This is a genomic window from Paraburkholderia oxyphila NBRC 105797, assembly GCF_000685075.1.
GTDB lineage: Bacteria > Pseudomonadota > Gammaproteobacteria > Burkholderiales > Burkholderiaceae > Paraburkholderia > Paraburkholderia oxyphila.
This window is the reverse complement of sequence record NZ_BAYD01000046.1, coordinates 18938-37921: the sequence shown is the minus strand read 5'-3', so window position 1 is coordinate 37921 and position 18984 is coordinate 18938. Positions and strand designations below refer to the sequence as shown.

Sequence of the window (18984 nt, the reverse complement as noted above, 5' to 3'; positions counted from 1 at the left end):
TCACAGGAGACACATCATGGCCGCACTGAGCGATGCATCGGCAGGGCGCCGTCTCGAAGGCGAATTCGACTACGTGATCGTCGGCGCCGGCACGGCGGGCTGCGTCCTCGCCAACCGCCTGACGCAAGACTCCGATGTCTCTGTTCTGTTGATCGAAGCGGGCGGCAAGGACGACTATCACTGGATCCACATTCCGGTTGGCTATCTGTATTGCATTGGCAATCCGCGCACGGACTGGCTGTACAAGACCGCGGCGGAGAAGGGCCTCAATGGCCGCGCGCTCTCGTATCCGCGCGGGCGCGTGCTCGGTGGATCGTCGTCGATCAACGGCATGATCTATATGCGCGGCCAGCGCGAAGACTACGACGCGTGGGCGCGCGTGACCGGCGACTCGGGCTGGTCGTGGGAGTCGGTGCTACCCGTGTTCCGCGGCAGCGAGGACTACCACGGCGGCGCGAACGCGTATCACGGCGCGGGCGGCGAGTGGCGCGTCGAGAAGCAGCGCCTTAAGTGGAAAATTCTCGAATCGTTCGCGCAGGCCGCCCAGGAGCAGGGCATTCCCGCCACTGACGATTTCAATCGCGGCGACAGCGGCGGCCCGAACGGCGGCGTGGGCTATTTCGACGTGAACCAGAAGCGCGGCATACGCTGGAATACGTCGAAGGCGTTTCTGCGCGCCGCCATGAAACGGCCCAATCTCACCGTCGTCACGGGGGCGCTCACCGAGCGTGTGATCTTCGAGGGCACGCGCTGCGTGGGCGTGGAGTATCGCGGCGACGTTGCGTATGTCGCGCGTGCGCGCTGCGAAGTCATCCTGAGCGCGGGCGCGGTGAACTCGCCGCAACTGCTCGAGCGCTCCGGCGTGGGCGATGCCGCGCGGCTTGCGCGGCTCGGCGTCGGGGTCGTGCAGGACTTGCGCGGCGTGGGCGAGAATCTCCAGGACCATCTGCAACTGCGCATGGCGTTTCGCGTGAACGGCGTGCGCACGCTCAACACGGCCTCCGCGCACTGGTGGGGCAAGCTGATGATCGGCATGGAGTACGCGCTGTTCCAGAGCGGCCCGATGTCGATGGCGCCTTCGCAGCTCGGCGCGTTCGCGAGGTCGGATGCGAACATGACGCGCCCCGACCTGCAGTATCACGTGCAGCCGCTCTCGCTCGACCGCTTTGGCGAGCCGCTGCATCGCTTCAATGCGTTCACGGCGTCGGTCTGCAATCTGCGGCCCACGTCGCGCGGCAGCATTCATGCGGTGTCGGTCGACCCCAAGGACGCGCCCGTGATTGCGCCGAATTATCTGTCGACCGAGGAGGACTTGCGCGTGGCCGCCAATGCCATGCGGCTCACGCGGCGCATTGCGGCTTCGCCCGCACTCGCGCGCTATCGGCCCGAAGAGATTTTGCCGGGGCCCGCCTTCGAGAGCGAGGCGCAGTTGCGCGAGGCGGCCGGCAACGTGGGTACGACGATCTTCCATCCGGTGGGCACCTGCCGCATGGGCCGCGCCGACGACGCCGATGCCGTGGTCGATGCGCGTCTGCGCGTGCGCGGCGTGCAAGGTTTGCGTGTCGTGGACGCATCGGTGATGCCGTTCATCACTTCGGGCAACACCAATTCGCCCACGCTGATGATTGCCGAGCGCGCCGCGCAGATGCTGCGCGAAGACCGTCGTGCGGGCGCGTCCACGAACGTGCGCAACGATGCCGCCGCATCGGCGACGCCAGCGTGAAGCGCACGCTTAACATTGGAGACCGGCACGTGCCCGAGCCAGGCGAGCATCGAACCTGAGCAGGATCGGGGCGCCGTCATTCGCAACGGGCCTGAACAGGACGCGCGTTCCGGACCAGTATCCAGGACATGCGCCGCGTAAGCGGCGCATGCGCATTCGCATGTTTTGCGTGAAATTGTGATGCGTCGAACGCGTCGTCATTTCGACGTCATCGTGCTGCCATTTGTCGTCAAGTAGCGCGTCGTAGGCGCGTGGATATTGCCTCTCACCCGTAAGTGCAAATCCCAATGATTGCGCTGCATCATTGGCGAGACAATGGCGCGGAATGACAGAGCGGGCAAGCGCGCGCCCAAACATGGCGCGCCGTGCAAAGTCGTGCACAGCCCTGCACGAACGATCTGAAGTGTTACGCCTTACTTCGCGTGGAAGGGGACATGATTCTCGGCGACACGATTCTGGAGACACGCGGCCTCACGAAACAGTTCAAGGGTTTCACGGCCGTCAACGGGGTGAACTTGCGCGTGTGCCGCGGTTCGATTCACGCGCTCATTGGACCGAATGGCGCGGGCAAGACCACTTGCTTCAATCTCCTGACCAAATTTCTCGTCCCGAGTGCGGGGCGCATTGTCTTCAACGGCATCGACATCACGCATGAGCGGCCCGCGCAGATCGCGCGGCGCGGCATCATCCGCTCGTTTCAGATTTCGGCGGTGTTTCCGCATTTGAGCGCGCTGCAGAACGTGCGCATTGGCCTGCAGCGCCAGCTCGGCACCGCGTATCACTTCTGGAAGAGCGAGCGCTCGCTCGCCGAGCTCAACGACCGCGCCATGGACCTGCTCACCCAGGTGGGCCTCACCGATTTCGCCGACGTGCCCACCGTCGAGCTCGCCTACGGGCGCAAGCGCGCGCTCGAAATCGCGACGACGCTCGCCATGGAGCCCGAGCTCATGCTGCTCGACGAGCCCACGCAGGGCATGGGCCACGAGGACGTGGACCGCGTCACCGCGCTCATCAAGAAAGTGTCGAGCGGCCGCACGATCCTGATGGTCGAGCACAACATGAACGTGATCGCTGGCATTTCCGACACCATCACGGTCCTGCAGCGCGGCGAGGTGCTGGCCGAGGGCAGCTACGCGGAAGTGTCGAAGAATCCGCTCGTGGCCGAAGCCTATATGGGCAGCGCCGATGCGGCGCTCGCGGGGGCGCACGCATGAGCACCGTGACGGAGCGGGGGAACGAAGCGGCAGCCGATGCCGCGCCGGGCGAGAGCGCGCTAGAAATCGCGGGCTTGCAGACGTGGTACGGCGAGTCGCATATCCTGCATGGCGTCGACTTGTCCGTGAAACGCGGCGAAGTCGTCACGCTGCTCGGGCGCAACGGCGCGGGGCGCACCACGACGCTGCGCGCGATCATGGGCCTCACGGGCCGGCGCACGGGGTCGATCCGCATCGGCGGGCGCGAGACCATCCAGATGCCCACCTATCGCATCGCGCATTGCGGGGTGGGGTATTGCCCCGAGGAGCGCGGCATCTTCGCAAGCCTCTCGTGCGAGGAAAACCTGCTGCTGCCGCCCGCGATCGGCATGAAGGGCACAAAAGGCGCGGGGGGAATGTCGCTCGACGAGATCTACTCGATGTTTCCGAATCTCGCGGAGCGCCGCAATAGCCAGGGCACGCGGCTCTCGGGCGGCGAGCAGCAGATGCTCGCCGTGGCGCGCATCCTGCGCACGGGCGCGAACCTGCTGCTGCTCGACGAGATCTCCGAAGGCCTCGCGCCGGTGATCGTGCAGACGCTCGCCCGCATGATCCTCACGCTGAAGTCGCGCGGCTACACGATCGTGATGGTCGAGCAGAACTTCCGCTTTGCGGCGCCGCTCGCCGACCGCTTCTACGTAATGGAGCACGGACGCATCGTCGAGCGCTTCGGCATTGCCGAGCTCGAAGGCAAGATGCCGGTGCTGCACGACCTCCTCGGAGTCTAGTTTTCATGTTTGCCTCGCGCGCGGCGGTGGACCGCGCCGCGCGAACTGTTTTGCCTCCGCTTGTTCATGGAGTGTTCCTGAATAACAACGTAACCAATGAAGGAGACTGCAATGAAGAAAACCACGTTCGCACGGCTTGCGGGCCTGTTTGCTGCCTCGGCCGCCGTGATGGCGTTCAGCGCGGGGAGCGCGCAGGCCGCCAACGACGCGGTGAAGATCGGCTTCATCACCGACATGTCGGGCCTGTATGCGGACGATGACGGCCCGGGCGGCCTCGTGGCGATCAAGATGGCGGTGGCGGACTTCGGCGGCAAGGTGCTGGGCAAGCCGATCCAGGTCATGTACGCGGACCACCAGAACAAGGCCGATATCGCGGCGTCGAAGGCGCGCGAGTGGGCCGACCGCGACGGGCTCAATTTGCTGCTCGGCGGCACGAATTCTGCCACCGCGCTCGCGATGAATCAGGTCGCGCAGGAAAAGAAGCTTGTATACATCAACACCGGCGCGGGCACGGATGCGCTCACGAACGAGCAGTGCACGCCGTACACGGTCCACTACGGCTATGACACGGTGGCACTCGCGAAGGGCACGGGCCTCGCGGTGCTCAAGCAGGGCGGCAAGACCTGGTTCTTCCTGACCGCCGACTACGCGTTCGGCAAGTCGCTCGAGAAGAACACCGCGGACGTCGTGAAGGCGAACGGCGGCCAGGTGCTCGGCGAGGTGCGGCATCCGCTTTCGGCGTCGGACTTCTCGTCGTTCCTGCTGCAGGCGCAGGCTTCGAAGGCGCAGATCCTCGGCCTCGCGAACGCCGGTGGCGACACGGTCAACGCAATCAAGGCCGCCAAGGAATTCGGCATCAACAAGACCATGAAGACCGCGGCGTTGCTGATGTTCCTGCCTGACGTTCACAGCCTCGGGCTCGAGACGACGCAGGGCCTCGTGCTCACGACCGGCTGGTACTGGGATCAGAACGACGCGACCCGCAAGTGGGCGCAGCGCTATTACGACCAGACCAAGAAGATGCCGTCCGAGCTGCAGGCGGCCGACTATTCTGCGGTGACGTCGTATCTGAAAGCCGTGCAGGCGGCCGGCACGACCGATGCCGACAAGGTCATGGCGCAGCTGAAGAAGAACAAGATCGACGACATGTACACGAGCAACGGCTATATCCGCCAGGACGGCGTGCTGATCCACGACATGTATCTGGTCGAGGTGAAGAAGCCGTCGGAATCGAAGAAGCCGTGGGACTACTACAAGGTCCTGCAGACGATTCCGGGCGAGCAGGCGTACACGACCAAGCAGGAGAGCAAATGCGCGCTGTGGAAGTAACTACCCCCAAGGCTTGCAGAATCCGAAGGGTGTAATGGCTGTGTGTCAGGCAGGCGGCACGCGTCGCGGCGAGGAGCCCGCGCCGCGTGCCGCGTGTGTGCGTAACCGTTGTTGGCATTCATGGCGGCTTTCATGACGATCTTTGGCATTCCGCTTCCGGCAATGCTGAGCCAGTTGTTGCTCGGGCTCGTGAACGGTTCGTTCTATGCGATCCTGAGCCTGGGTCTCGCGGTGATTTTCGGCATGCTCAACGTGATCAACTTCACGCACGGCGCGTTGTTCATGCTGGGCGCGATGCTCACGTGGATGGGTCTCGCTTACTTCAACCTGCCGTACTGGGTGATGATCTTCGTCGCGCCCATCGTGGTGGGACTGGTGGGGATGGTGATCGAGCGCACAATGCTGCGCTGGATCTATCGGCTCGATCATTTATACGGACTCCTGCTGACCTTCGGGCTCACGCTCGTGCTGGAAGGGGTGTTCCGCTCCATCTACGGCTCTTCCGGGCAGCCGTACGACGTGCCCGACGCGCTTTCGGGCGCGACCAATCTCGGCTTCATGTATCTGCCCAACTACCGCGCGTGGGTCGTGGTTGCTTCGCTTGCCGTGTGCTTTGCCACGTGGTTCGTGATCGAGAAGACGCGCCTTGGCGCCTATCTGCGTGCGGGCACGGAGAATCCCAAGCTCGTCGAGGCGTTCGGCATCAACGTGCCGCTGATGATCACGCTCACCTACGGCTTCGGCGTCGCGCTCGCCGCGTTCGCGGGCGTGCTGGCCGCACCGGTCATCCAGGTCTCGCCGCTCATGGGCCAGTCGATGATCATCACGGTGTTCGCCGTGGTCGTGATCGGCGGGATGGGCTCGATCATGGGGTCGATCATCACGGGCCTCCTGCTCGGCGTGATCGAAGGCTTCACGCGCGTGTTCTGGCCCGAGGCTTCCGCGACCGTGGTGTTCGTGATCATGGCGATCGTGCTGCTGATTCGCCCCGCTGGTCTCTTCGGCAAGGAACGGTGATGCAAAGAAAAGTGCTTTATGGCCTGCTGCTGATCGGTCTGATCGCGGCGCCTTTCATAGGCGCGTACCCGCTCTTCGTGATGAAGGTGCTGTGCTTCGCGCTGTTTGCCGCCGCGTTCAATTTGCTGATCGGCTACACCGGACTGCTTTCGTTCGGGCATGCGATGTTCCTCGCGTCGGCGGGCTATACCACCGGCTATGCGATCCAGTCGCTCGGCTTCACGCCCGAGCTGGGCGTGCTGGCCGGCACGGCTGCCGCCACGCTGCTGGGGGCGATCGTGGGCATGTTCGCGATCCGCCGCCAGGGGATCTATTTCGCGATGGTCACCCTTGCGCTCGCACAGATGGTGTATTTCGTGTTTCTGCAGGCGCCCTTCACGCATGGCGAGGATGGTTTGCAAGGCGTGCCGCGCGGCAAGCTGTTCGGGCTCGTCTCGCTCGACTCCGATCTCGCGCTGTATTACGTCGTGCTCGTGGTGATGGTGCTTGCGTTCCTGTTGATCGTGCGGATCGTGCATTCGCCGTTCGGGCAGGTGTTGGGCGCGATCAAGGAGAACGAGCCGCGCGCCGTTTCGCTCGGCTATGACACCGACCGCTTCAAGCTGCTCGCGTTCGTGCTGTCGGCGGGTCTCGCGGGTCTGGCCGGGTCGCTCAAGGTCCTCGTGCTCGGTTTCGAGACGCTCGGCGACGCCTACTGGACCATGTCCGGCCTCGTGATCCTGATGACGCTCGTGGGCGGCATGGGCACGCTGTTCGGGCCGCTGCTGGGCGCGGCGCTGATCGTGGCGCTCGAAGACCGGCTTGGCGACATCGGCACGGCGCTCGCCCATCTGACGGGCGTGGACTGGTTCCGCTCGCTCGGCGAGTCGGCGACGATCGTCACCGGCCTCATCTTCATTGCCTGCGTGCTGGCGTTCCGGCGCGGCATCGTCGGCGAGATCGTGGCGCGCGTGCGGCCGCTGCGCGCTTGAAGAGGGCGGTGCGCGTGGCCTTTTGTTGCAGTCGGTGAGACAATGGGCGTTGAAGCGCCCCATTCGGGTGCCGCACTGCACCACTAGGGTAAATGCTAGTTGCCCGGAAGGGGCCTGAAGTTTAAAGTTCACCCAGTTCTGATGCACCGAATTTGCAGGTGGAGAACGAGGAGACAACTGAGGCACAAAGTGCCCGGACAAGGAAGCGCTGTTGGATGAGAGTCCAACAGCGCTTTTTATTTGTGCGCCATTTTTTGTGCGATGCACACACCTCGTTCTCCCGATTATCTTTTTCCTCCTCCGCTGTTCCTTTTTTCCACTCGCATTACGTTCGCCTGGCGTTTGCCCGCCGTTCGTCAATAATCGGCACTTCTGCGCGAGTTTTCCCCCTCTCCGAATTACGCAAATTTCTCCGCGGAGCGTGGAATGCCTGTCTCTGATGGCTTCGCGCGTTACGCATTGCACACGGCTTTGCATGTGCGTTGCGTTCGTGTTGTAAGCGAATGGAAAGCGCTTGCCGCGCCAAACATCACTCCGTTACACTCGCCATTCGCCGACCATGCGGTCAGCATTATCTGCTGGTTGCGCTTACCGATTCGCCGGTAAGTGAATCACGCGTGAAAACACGAACGCCACCGGATTGAAATCCGGTAGCGCTGAAAATCCGGGGCAATAAAGAAAACGATTTATCGAAGGAGTGGAGATGCAGTTGGTTTGGCGTTGGATGAGCGCGGCATGCGTCGCGACCGGGGCACTCGCGGCTACAGCAGGTGTGGCGCAGGCGGACGTGAAGATCGGTGTGACGTTGTCGGCCACGGGGCCCGCCGCCTCGCTGGGGATTCCCGAACGGAACACCATCGGCTTGTTGCCGAAGGAAATCGCGGGTCAGAAGATCGATTACATCGTGCTCGACGACGCGACCGATTCGACTCAGGCCGTGAAGAACGCGCGCAAGCTCACGAGCGAAGATCACGTGGACGCGCTGATCGGCTCGACCGTGGTGCCCAATTCGCTCGCGATGATCGACGTCGCCGCAGAAACGGCCACGCCGATGATCTCCATGGCCGCGGCGGCCTCGATCGTCGAGCCGATGGACGCGAAGCGCGCCTGGGTCTTCAAGACGCCGCAAAACGATCAGCTGATGGCCGGCGCCATCGCGCAGCACATGGCGGCGCACGGCGTGAAGACGGTGGCCTTCATCGGCTTCTCCGATGCCTACGGCGAGAGCTGGTACAAGGCGTTCGGCGCGGCGGCCGCGAAGCAGAACATCAAGGTCGTGGCGAGCGAGCGCTTCGCGCGCAACGACGCTTCCGTCACGGGCCAGGTGCTCAAGATGATCTCGCAGCATCCCGACGCCGTGCTGATCGCCGGCGCGGGCACGCCGGCCGCGCTGCCGCAGAAGACCCTCAAGGAGCGTGGCTACGCGGGCAAGATCTATCAGACGCATGGCGTGGCGAACAACGACTTCCTGCGCGTCTGCGGCAAGGATTGCGAGGGCACGTATCTGCCTGCCGGCCCGTTGCTCGTGGCCGACCAGTTGCCGGCCACGAACCCCGTCAAGCAATCGGCGCTCGCGTACACGGCGGCCTACGAGAAGGCCTGGGGGGCAGGGTCGATCTCGACGTTCGGCGGCCATGCGTGGGACGCGGGTCTACTGTTGCAGCACGCGATTCCGGTCGCGCTGAAGGCGGGCCAGCCCGGGACGAAGGCGTTTCGCGAGGCGCTGCGCAAAGCGCTTGAAGATTCGCATGACGTCGCGGGCGCGCATGGCATCTTCGACATGAGCGCGACCGATCACGCGGGCCTCGATCAACGCGCGCGCGTGATGGTGCAGATCACCGGCGGCAAGTGGAAGCTGGCCGGCGACTGAGTTTCACGAGGAACGCGCAAGCACATCAAGCAAGAGACCAAGAAAGGCACGCTCGAACGAGGTGCCTTTTTTGTTGCCGATGCAACGACGCCGTGCAACACGGCGCGGGTATAGAGCAGGGTGGCTTTGCATGGGACCAGAGTAAGTGCTGAAGCACCGACTCTGGTCGACAGCTGAAGCACTAACTCTGGTCGACAGGGCAGTAGACAAAACGGAACGCGCACCGTGCGCGCGGCGGCCAGTGCCGCGCTGCGGGCAGGGAAAACCATGCATCACACGCGCGATCCCGATTACTACACTCAGAGGCCGGCGCCGGGTTTACGAAGATCGTAGCAATCGGCGCGGCATGACTCGATAACACGCAGACAAAGCGTTTGGAGACGCGCAATGAAAACGAAGAAGTGGGTTTTGAGGTCGATTAGCGCGGGACTCGCAGCCGCGTTGATGGGCGTGGCAGGCATGGCCGCCGCGCAGGTGAAGATCGGCGTGACGCTGTCGGCAACGGGGCCGGCTGCGTCGCTCGGCATTCCGGAGAAGAACACCATCGCGCTGCTGCCCAAGGAGATCGCGGGCAAGAGCGTGCAGTACATCGTGCTCGACGACGCCTCCGACACGAGCAAGGCCGTGCAGAACACCCACAAGCTGATCGACGAGGATCACGTGGATGCGATCATTGGCTCGTCGGTGACGCCCAATTCGCTGGCGATGCTCGACGTCGTCGCGCAAGGCAAGACGCCGATGATCTCGCTCGCGGCGTCGGCGGCCATCGTGCATCCGATGGACGACAAGCGCAAATGGGCCTTCAAGACGCCGCAGAACGACAGCCTGATGGCCGATGCGCTCGCGGGCTATATGGAGAAGCACGGCGTGAAGACGGTGGGCTTCATCGGCTTTACGGACGCCTACGGCGACAGCTGGTACAAGGAGTTCAGCGCGGCGGCGGCGAAGCACAACCTCAAGATCGTCGCGAACGAACGCTATAACCGCACGGATTCGTCGGTCACGGGCCAGGCGCTCAAGCTGATGTCGGCGAACCCCGACGCCGTGCTGATCGCCGGCTCCGGCACGCCCGCGGCGCTGCCCGCGACCACGCTCAAGGACCGCGGCTACAAGGGCAAGATCTATCAGACGCACGGCGTGGCGAACAACGACTTTCTGCGCGTGTGCGGCAAGGACTGCGAAGGCGAGCTGTTGCCCGCCGGCCCGATTCTCGTCGCCGATCAGCTGCCCGACTCGAACCCTGTGAAGCAGTCGGCGCTCGCCTATAAGGCGGCGTACGAGAAGGCCTATGGCGCAGGCTCCGTGGCGACCTTCGGCGGCCACGCCTGGGATGCGGGCCAGATGCTCCAGCGCGCGATTCCGGTCGCGCTCAAGACGGCGCAGCCCGGCACCGAGGCGTTCCGCGTGGCGCTGCGCGATGCGCTCGAGAACGTCAAGGAGCTGCCGCTCTCGCACGGCATCATGAACACCACGCCCACCGATCACAACGGCCTCGACGACCGCGCCCGCGTGATCGTGGAGGTCGTCAACGGCAAGTGGAAGCTGCAGAGCGAGTGACGAGAGCGTAGCAACGTAATGACGTGACGCTGCGCGGGTGCGTAGTGTCACGTGAAACGCACTCGATACTCACAACACTCACGCTTCATTTCGGCCACCGACAATGGCCGCGCATCGCGGCCTCGCGGTGCGCTCCCGCAGTGCATCCTTGAACGCGGCGCAGCCTGTGTGGCTGCGCCGCGCGTTTTCCCCGCTTCGCCATCCTTTCCGACGTACCTGGTTTCACGCGCTACAGAAAGAGGAGTTATGGATTTATCGATCGCCGCGATCCTCGCGCAGGACGGCATCACCACCGGAGCGATCTACGCGCTGCTCGCGCTCGCCCTGGTGCTGGTGTTCTCCGTGACGCGGGTGATCTTCATTCCGCAGGGCGAGTTCGTCTCGTATGGCGCGCTGACGCTCGCCGCGCTGCAATCGCAGAAGTTTCCCGCCACCTGCTGGCTGCTCGTCGCGCTGGGCGCCGCGTGCTTCGTCGTGGAGACGGCGGGGCTCGTGCGGCATGCCGAGCGGCGCAAGCATGCGCCGCGCACGCTCGTGACGCTCGCGGGCAAGTATCTGCTCTTTCCCATTGCGCTCTATGTGCTCACACGCGGCGTGGCCGGTCAGCAACTGCCCATGCTCGTGCAGATTGCGCTCACGCTCGCGATCGTCGTGCCGATGGGGCCGTTCATCTACCGGCTCGCGTATGAGCCCATCGCCGAGGCGACCACGCTCCTGTTGCTGATCGTCGCGGTGGCGGTGCACTTCGCGATGGTCGGGCTCGGGCTCGTGATGTTCGGCGCGGAAGGTTCGCGCACGAACGCATTCACCGATGCCACGTTCAACGTCGGGAGCCTCTCGATCTCGGGGCAAAGCCTCTGGGTGATCGGCACGGCGGCGGTGCTGATCGTCGCGCTGTATGTCTATTTCGATCGCACGATCTCGGGCAAGGCGCTGCGCGCGACCTCGGTGAACCGGCTGGGCGCGCGCCTCGTGGGCATCGGCACGACTCAGGCCGGGCGGCTCGCGTTCACGCTCGCCGCAGGGCTCGGTGCGCTGTGCGGCGTGCTGGTGGCGCCGCTCACCACCATCTACTACGACTCGGGCTTCCTGATCGGCCTGAAGGGCTTCGTGGGCGCCATCATCGGCGGTCTGGTGAGCTATCCGCTGGCTGCCGCGGGCTCCGTGCTCGTGGGCCTGCTGGAGTCGTACTCGTCGTTCTGGGCAAGCGCCTACAAGGAAGTGATCGTGTTCACGCTGATCATCCCCGTGCTGCTGTGGCGCAGCCTTTCCACGCCGCATGCCGAAGAGGAAGAGGAGTGAAGCGATGAAACGACTTGTTCTGCATAACCGCTTCTTCTGGCTGTTCCTCGTGGTCATGTTCGCGCTGCCGGTGCTGCCGCATCCCTTGCACGTGCCCGAATACTGGATCACGCTGCTCAACTACATCGGCCTTTATTCGATCGTCGCGATCGGGCTCGTGCTGCTCACCGGCATCGGCGGGATGACGAGCTTCGGGCAGGCCGCGTTCGTCGGGCTCGGCGCCTATGCGACCGCGTATCTGACCACGCAGTACGGCGTCTCACCGTGGCTTGCGCTGATCGTCGGCGTCGTCATCACGGCGCTCGTTGCGCTCGTGCTGGGGCTCGTCACCATGCGGCTCTCGGGGCACTTCCTGCCGCTCGGCACCATCGCCTGGGGGCTCGCGCTGTTCTTCCTGTTCGGCAATCTCGACATGCTGGGCAAGTACGACGGGATCAACGGCATTCCGGTCCTCAACGTGCTCGGCATCGACCTCGAGTCGGGGCGCCATATCTATTACCTGATCTGGGTGGTCGTGCTGGCGTCAGTCATCTCCGTTCAGAATCTGCTCAATAGCCGCACGGGCCGCGCGATCCGCGCGCTGCGCGGCGGCGGGCAGATGGCCGAGGCGATGGGCGTGAACACGGCATGGATGCGCGTCGTGATCTTCGTCTACGCGGCCGTGCTCGCAGCGGTATCGGGCTTCCTCTACGCCCATCTGCAGCGCGCGGTGAACCCCACACCGTTCGGCCTGAACCACGGCATCGAATACCTGTTCATGGCGGTGGTGGGCGGCGTGGCGCACGTCTGGGGCGCCGTGCTGGGCGCGGCGATCCTCACCGTTCTGCAAGATTGGCTGCAGACGCTGCTGCCGAAGCTGCTGGGCGAGAACGGCAATTTCGAGATCATCGTGTTCGGCATCTTGATGGTCTTGCTGCTGCAATACGCGCGGCGCGGCGTGTGGCCGTTCGTGGCGCGCTTCTTTCCTCGCGGACCGCAGGCGCACGTGCCCGAGCACGCCGAGCCCTTGCCGCAGCGCAGCAAGCCCGCCACAGGCGAATTGCTGCTGACCGTCGACAAGGCGCGCAAGCAGTTCGGCGGGCTCGTGGCTGTCAACGACGTGAGCTTCGAGGTGAGGGCGGGGCAGATCATCGGCTTGATTGGCCCGAACGGCGCGGGCAAGTCGACGACCTTCAACCTCGTGACAGGCGTGCTGCAGCCGACCAGCGGCGCAATCACGTTCCGCGGCGAGCGTATCGACCGCCTGACTTCACGTGAAATCGTCGCGCGTGGCATCGGGCGCACGTTCCAGCACGTCAAGCTGCTGCCGACGATGACCGTGCTGGAGAACGTCGCGATCGGCGCGCATCTGCGTGGCCATTCGGGCGTGCTGCGCAGCGTCGTGAAGCTCAACGCGGCGGAAGAGGGCAGGCTGATGAGCGAGGCGGCCAGGCAGCTTCGCCGCGTGGGCCTCGAGCAGCACATGTACGACGAGGCCGGCAGCCTCGCGCTCGGGCAGCAACGCATTCTGGAGATTGCGCGGGCGCTTTGCTGCGATCCGACCCTGCTGCTGCTCGACGAGCCCGCGGCCGGCCTGCGTTATCAGGAGAAACAACAGCTGGCCGGCTTGCTGCGCAGGCTGAGAGAAGAGGGGATGAGCGTGCTGCTGGTCGAACACGACATGGACTTCGTGATGAATCTCACCGATCGACTGGTCGTGATGGAATTCGGCACGCGGATCGCGGAAGGATTGCCGCAAGAGGTGCAGCAGGACCCGGCAGTGCTCGAGGCTTATCTGGGCGGGGTGGAATGATGAGCGCTCCTGTACTCGAAGTCTCCGGACTCGCCGTGCGCTACGGCAAGATCGAGGCGCTGCACAAGGCGGCAATCAAGGTGGGCGCGGGGCAGATCGTCTCCGTAATTGGCCCGAACGGCGCAGGCAAGTCCACGCTGCTCAATGCCATCATGGGCGCGTTGCCGGTCACGGGCCATGCCAGTGGCCGGATTGCCTATCTGGGCGAGGATATCGGCACGCTGCCCATCGAGCGGCGCGTCGCGCGCGGCATGTGCCTGGTGCCGGAGAAGCGCGAGCTGTTTGCCTCGATGACCGTCGAGGACAACCTCGTGCTCGGCGCCTACCGCCGCAAGCGGGCCGGTGAGTGCAACTTCCTCGACCAGCTCGAGCACGTGTTTCAGCTCTTTCCGCGGCTCAAGGAGCGGCGCGCCCAGGCTGCGGGTACGCTCTCGGGCGGCGAGCGCCAGATGCTTGCAGTCGGACGTGCGCTGATGGGCAAGCCGGATTTGCTGATGCTCGACGAGCCTAGCCTTGGGCTGGCCCCGCTGATCGTGAAAGAGATCTTTCACATCATCAGCGCGCTGCGGCAGACGGGCGTGGCGACACTGCTGATCGAACAGAATGCGCGTGCCGCACTGCAGATCTCCGACTACGGCTACGTGCTGGAAACGGGCGATCTGGCGCTGGAAGGGCCGGCGGACGAGCTGGCGCAGAATCCTCGGGTGATCGAGACTTACCTAGGCTTGGCCAAGAAACCGGTCTGATCTCGTCAACCTCTGCAGAAAACGGCGGCGTGTTTCACGTGAAACACGCCGCTTTTTTTAGAGTGACGGCGGAACGAAATTCGGGAGTGAACGGCCCAAAACCCGAAACCGTTATAATTCGCGCATACCACTTTTTTCTGAGAAGGCTCACGCGGTCCATTTGTCCGTGCGTGAGGTCCCGCCATGCTTTTTCCCACAGAATTTGACGTAATCGTCGTCGGCGGCGGTCACGCCGGCACCGAGGCAGCGCTCGCCGCTGCCCGCATGGGCGTCAAGACGCTCCTGCTCACGCACAATATCGAAACGCTCGGCCAGATGAGCTGCAATCCGTCGATCGGCGGCATTGGCAAGGGCCATCTGGTCAAGGAAGTCGACGCGCTGGGCGGCGCAATGGCCGCGGCCACCGACGAGGGCGGCATCCAGTTCCGCATCCTGAATTCGTCCAAGGGCCCGGCCGTGCGTGCGACGCGCGCTCAGGCCGACCGCATCCTGTACAAGGCGGCGATCCGTCGACGCCTCGAGAATCAGCCGAATCTCTGGCTGTTCCAGCAGGCGGTTGAGGACCTGATGGTCGAAGGCGATCGTGTGGTGGGGGCCGTGACGCAGGTGGGCATCCGCTTCCGGGCGCGTGCCGTGGTGCTGACGGCGGGGACGTTCCTCGACGGCAAGATTCACGTGGGCCTGAATAACTACACGGGCGGACGCGCTGGCGATCCGGCCGCCGTGACGCTTTCGGCACGCCTGAAGGAACTGAAGCTGCCGCAAGGCCGCCTCAAGACGGGCACGCCGCCGCGCATCGATGGCCGATCGATCGACTTTTCGGTGCTCGAAGAGCAGCCGGGCGACCTCGATCCGGTGCCGGTCTTCTCGTTCCTCGGCAGGGCAGAGCAGCATCCGCAGCAGATTCCTTGCTGGGTGACGCACACCAACGAGCGTACGCACGACATCATTCGCGGCGGTCTAGACCGCTCGCCCATGTATACGGGCGTGATCGAAGGGGTGGGGCCGCGCTATTGCCCGTCGATTGAAGACAAGATTCACCGCTTCGCCTCGAAGGAATCGCATCAGATCTTCCTGGAGCCAGAAGGCCTCACGACTAACGAGTTCTACCCGAACGGGATCTCGACGAGCCTGCCGTTCGACGTTCAGCTCGAGCTCGTGCACTCGATGCGCGGGCTGGAGCACGCTCACATCCTGCGCCCTGGCTATGCGATCGAGTACGACTACTTCGATCCGCGCGGGCTGAAGGCCTCGCTGGAAACGAAGGTCATCAATGGCCTGTTCTTTGCGGGCCAAATCAATGGCACGACGGGCTATGAAGAGGCGGCCGCGCAAGGCCTGCTCGCGGGTATCAACGCCGGCCTGCAGGTGCAGGGCAAGGACGCGTGGTGTCCGCGTCGCGACCAGGCATACCTTGGCGTGCTGGTCGACGATCTGGTGACGCGCGGTGTTTCGGAGCCGTACCGCATGTTTACGAGCCGCGCCGAATACCGTCTGAGCCTGCGTGAGGACAACGCCGACATGCGCTTGACGGAGATCGGCCGCGAGCTCGGTGTCGTCGATGACATCCGCTGGGACGCATTCAGCCGCAAGCGCGATGCTGTTTCACGTGAAACAGAGCGCCTGAAGTCGACGTGGGTGAATCCGAAGACGCTTGGTGCGGAAGAGGCGACAGCACTCCTGGGCAAGCCAATCGATCGCGAGTACAACCTTGCGGATCTGCTTCGCCGTCCTGGCGTGCGCTACGACGGCGTCTGCGGTCTGCGCGAGGGTGCCTGCGCGCCGGAAGCACCGCTTGCCGACGACGAGGTCCTGCTTGCCCAAATCAAGGAGCAGATCGAGATTGGCATCAAATATCAGGGCTATATCGACCGTCAAGCCGATGAGATCGAGCGCAACGGCGCCCAGGAGAATACGCGTCTGCCCGAAGGCATCGATTACGCCGAAGTGCGCGGCTTGTCGTTCGAAGCGCGCCAGAAGCTGAACCAGTTCCGTCCCGAAACGATTGGCCAGGCGTCGCGTATCTCGGGCATCACGCCTGCCGCAATCTCGCTGCTGATGGTTCACCTCAAGCGCGGCCTCGGTCGCCGCCGTCAGAGTCCGTCCGATCAGGGCACCGACAACACGCCGGTGGCCCAATGACGGGCCGCGCACGGCAACCCGGCATCGCGGACCGCGACGCACTCGCGCAACTGCTGAAGGAGGGCGCGCAAGCGCTCTCCCTCGACCTGAGCGAGCGGCAGCACGAACAACTGCTGGCCTACGTTGCATTGCTGGCGAAGTGGAACGCCGTCTACAACCTGACGGCGATCCGCGATCCGCGCCAGATGCTGATTCAGCACATCCTCGATTCGCTTTCGATCCTGCCTCACTTGCCCGCGCGTGCCGATGCCGCCGTGCTCGACGTCGGCTCGGGCGGCGGTTTGCCCGGCATCGTGCTGGCGATTGCGCGACCGGACTGGCAGGTCACGTTGAACGACATCGTGCAGAAGAAGTCGGCGTTCCAGTCGCAGGCCAAGGCGGAATTGGGTCTTACGAACCTCTCCGTGGTGACAGGGCGGGTCGAAACCCTGCGTCCTGGAGTCGAAGTACCGAAAAAATTCGATTTGATCGTCTCGCGGGCATTCGCGGAACTCGCCGATTTCGTTACACTGGCCCGTCACCTCGTTGCGGACGGTGGAGCGATCTGGGCGATGAAGGGCGTACGGCCCGAAGGCGAGATCGAACGTTTGCCGGCCGGCGCTCGCGCGGTGCAAACGATCCGCCTCACGGTGCCGATGCTCGACGCGGAACGGCATCTGACCGAGGTGCTGGTCGAACCGGCAGCAGCGGTCTGATCGCTGACACAATAGCGTGATTCACTGGCCGTGATGGCTTAGGCCAGACGGTCCAGGCCGAGATGGCCCAGGCCAGGATGGCCCAGACCGAAAAGCCGGATAGCGCGTCCGATAGCGGATGCGCTATAACGTAAGCAAACTTTTTAAGGCAGTAAAAGGGACACACGAAAGATGGCAAAAATCTTCTGCGTTGCGAACCAGAAGGGCGGCGTCGGCAAGACGACGACAACGGTCAATCTCGCCGCGAGCCTCGCATCGCAGGGACAACGTGTCCTTCTCATCGATCTCGACCCGCAGGGCAATGCCACGATGGGCAGTGGCATCGACAAGGCGGCGTGCGAGAACACGGTTTATGAAGTCCTCGTCGACGGCGTGACGGTGCCGCAAGCGCGCACGCGCCCGGAGCAGGTGGGCTATGACGTGCTGCCCGCCAACCGCGAACTGGCCGGCGCCGAAGTGGAGCTGGTGACAGTCGAGCAGCGCGAGCGCCGCCTGCGGGCCGCGCTCGCACAAGTCGACGACGAATACGACTTCGTGCTGATCGACTGCCCGCCGGCGTTGTCCTTGCTCACCCTCAACGGGCTGTGCGCGGCGCACGGTGTCGTGATTCCGATGCAGTGCGAGTACTTCGCGCTCGAGGGCCTGTCGGACCTCGTCAATACGATCAAGCAGGTGCACGCGAACATGAATCGCGACCTGAAGGTGATCGGTCTTTTGCGCGTGATGTTCGATCCGCGCATCACGTTGCAGCAACAGGTATCGGAGCAATTGAAGGAGCACTTTGGCGACAAGGTGTTCGACGCGGTGATTCCTCGCAACGTCCGCCTTGCGGAAGCACCCAGCTACGGCTTGCCGGGTGTGGTGTTCGACCGCGCGTCGCGTGGTGCGCAGGCTTATGTGCAATTCGGCGCGGAAATGATCGAGCGCGTACGCGCACTCTGACGCAGACTGGAGAAGCACGATGAACGCAGTAGCACGGAAGAAGGGGCTGGGTCGAGGACTGGAAGCATTGCTCGGCGGCAGCGCGGACATCACCGAAGCGGTGAAGATCGATGGCGCGCCCAATACGCTTGCGCTCACGCAGATGCAGGCCGGCAAGTACCAGCCGCGTACGCGCATGGACGAAGGCGCGCTGCAGGAGCTTGCGGCGAGCATTCGTGCGCAGGGGCTGATGCAGCCGATCCTCGTGCGGCCGGTCGGACCCGAGCGCTACGAGATCATCGCGGGCGAGCGGCGCTTCCGCGCGGCGCACATCGCCGGACTCAAGGAAGTGCCGGTGCTCGTGAAGGATGTGCCCGACCAGGCCGCCGCCGCGATGGCGCTGATCGAGAACATCCAGCGCGAAGACCTGAATCCGCTTGAAGAGGCGCAGGGTATCCAGCGTCTGCTCGACGAATTCAGTTTCACGCACGAGCAGGCCGCGGAGTCGGTGGGGCGCTCGCGCAGCGCGGTGTCGAACCTGCTGCGTCTTTTGAATCTTGCCGCGCCGGTACAGACCATGCTGCTCGCAGGCGATCTCGACATGGGCCACGCGCGCGCATTGCTCGCGGTGGATGCCGCCACCCAGATCGTGCTCGCCAATCAGGTGGTCAACAAGCGCATGTCGGTGCGTGAAACGGAGAAGCTCGTTTCGACCACGACCAAAGCCGCGCCTGCGGTGAAGGCCAAGGCGGCGCACGACGGCGGCCGTGACACGCGTCGCCTTGAAGAGGAACTGTCTGATTTGCTGGCCGCGGCGGTCAGGATCAAGCTCGGCCGGCGAGGGCGCGGTCAACTTACGGTCGACTTCGGCGACCTCGATGCACTCGACGGCATTCTGATCCGCCTGCGTGGCGAGACCGCTGTTTGAGGCAGGCTTG

The 18984-nt window shown here is 64.1% G+C and carries 15 protein-coding genes; all 15 read left to right on the top strand.

Annotated elements, in window-relative coordinates:
* Window positions 1-16 precede the first annotated feature (16 nt).
* A complete protein-coding gene (locus BO1_RS26015; RefSeq protein ID WP_028220059.1) occupies window positions 17-1723 on the top strand; it encodes a GMC family oxidoreductase in 1707 nt (568 codons plus the stop codon).
* Window positions 1724-2157: 434 nt separating this feature from the next.
* A complete protein-coding gene (locus BO1_RS26010; protein WP_028220058.1) occupies window positions 2158-2937 on the top strand; it encodes an ABC transporter ATP-binding protein in 780 nt (259 codons plus the stop codon).
* The gene (locus BO1_RS26005; RefSeq protein ID WP_028220057.1) at window positions 2934-3704 is read left to right on the top strand and encodes an ABC transporter ATP-binding protein; all 771 of its coding nucleotides are present in this window, start codon (window positions 2934-2936) and stop codon (window positions 3702-3704) included. The genes BO1_RS26010 and BO1_RS26005 overlap by 4 nt, the downstream gene beginning before the upstream one ends.
* Window positions 3705-3815: 111 nt before the next feature.
* On the top strand, window positions 3816-5033 hold the full coding sequence (locus BO1_RS26000; RefSeq protein ID WP_043286520.1) for an ABC transporter substrate-binding protein: 1218 nt from the start codon (window positions 3816-3818) through the stop codon (window positions 5031-5033).
* Window positions 5034-5165: 132 nt separating this feature from the next.
* Window positions 5166-6050, top strand: a complete 885-nt coding sequence (locus tag BO1_RS25995; protein WP_028220055.1) for a branched-chain amino acid ABC transporter permease — start codon at window positions 5166-5168, stop codon at window positions 6048-6050.
* Window positions 6050-7021, top strand: a complete 972-nt coding sequence (locus BO1_RS25990) for a branched-chain amino acid ABC transporter permease (protein WP_028220054.1) — start codon at window positions 6050-6052, stop codon at window positions 7019-7021. The genes BO1_RS25995 and BO1_RS25990 overlap by 1 nt, the downstream gene beginning before the upstream one ends.
* A 703-nt stretch (window positions 7022-7724) precedes the next feature.
* Complete coding sequence (locus BO1_RS25985) at window positions 7725-8891, top strand: ABC transporter substrate-binding protein (RefSeq protein WP_028220053.1); 1167 nt, start codon at window positions 7725-7727, stop codon at window positions 8889-8891.
* A gap of 387 nt (window positions 8892-9278) precedes the next feature.
* A complete protein-coding gene (locus BO1_RS25980) occupies window positions 9279-10448 on the top strand; it encodes an ABC transporter substrate-binding protein (RefSeq protein ID WP_028220052.1) in 1170 nt (389 codons plus the stop codon).
* A gap of 246 nt (window positions 10449-10694) precedes the next feature.
* Window positions 10695-11750 carry a branched-chain amino acid ABC transporter permease gene (locus tag BO1_RS25975; protein ID WP_028220051.1) on the top strand — a complete coding sequence of 352 codons (1056 nt, stop codon included), beginning with the start codon at window positions 10695-10697 and terminating at the stop codon, window positions 11748-11750.
* A gap of 4 nt (window positions 11751-11754) precedes the next feature.
* Entirely contained in the window at window positions 11755-13542 is a 1788-nt protein-coding gene (locus BO1_RS25970; protein WP_052409602.1) for a branched-chain amino acid ABC transporter ATP-binding protein/permease, read from the top strand.
* A complete protein-coding gene (locus tag BO1_RS25965; protein WP_028220049.1) occupies window positions 13539-14288 on the top strand; it encodes an ABC transporter ATP-binding protein in 750 nt (249 codons plus the stop codon). The genes BO1_RS25970 and BO1_RS25965 overlap by 4 nt, the downstream gene beginning before the upstream one ends.
* Before the next feature lie 183 nt (window positions 14289-14471).
* Window positions 14472-16430, top strand: coding sequence for a tRNA uridine-5-carboxymethylaminomethyl(34) synthesis enzyme MnmG (gene mnmG, locus BO1_RS25960; RefSeq protein ID WP_028220048.1), 1959 nt, complete (start codon window positions 14472-14474; stop codon window positions 16428-16430).
* On the top strand, window positions 16427-17125 hold the full coding sequence (gene rsmG / locus BO1_RS25955) for a 16S rRNA (guanine(527)-N(7))-methyltransferase RsmG (protein WP_028220047.1): 699 nt from the start codon (window positions 16427-16429) through the stop codon (window positions 17123-17125). Before mnmG ends, rsmG begins: the two co-directional genes overlap by 4 nt.
* 171 nt (window positions 17126-17296) lie before the next feature.
* Window positions 17297-18067 (top strand): ParA family protein, encoded by a 771-nt coding sequence (locus tag BO1_RS25950; RefSeq protein WP_028220046.1) that lies wholly within the window; start codon window positions 17297-17299, stop codon window positions 18065-18067.
* Window positions 18068-18086: 19 nt separating this feature from the next.
* Window positions 18087-18974: a ParB/RepB/Spo0J family partition protein gene (locus tag BO1_RS25945; protein WP_028220045.1), complete on the top strand. Its 888-nt coding sequence runs from the start codon at window positions 18087-18089 to the stop codon at window positions 18972-18974.
* The last annotated feature ends 10 nt before the right edge of the window (window positions 18975-18984 follow it).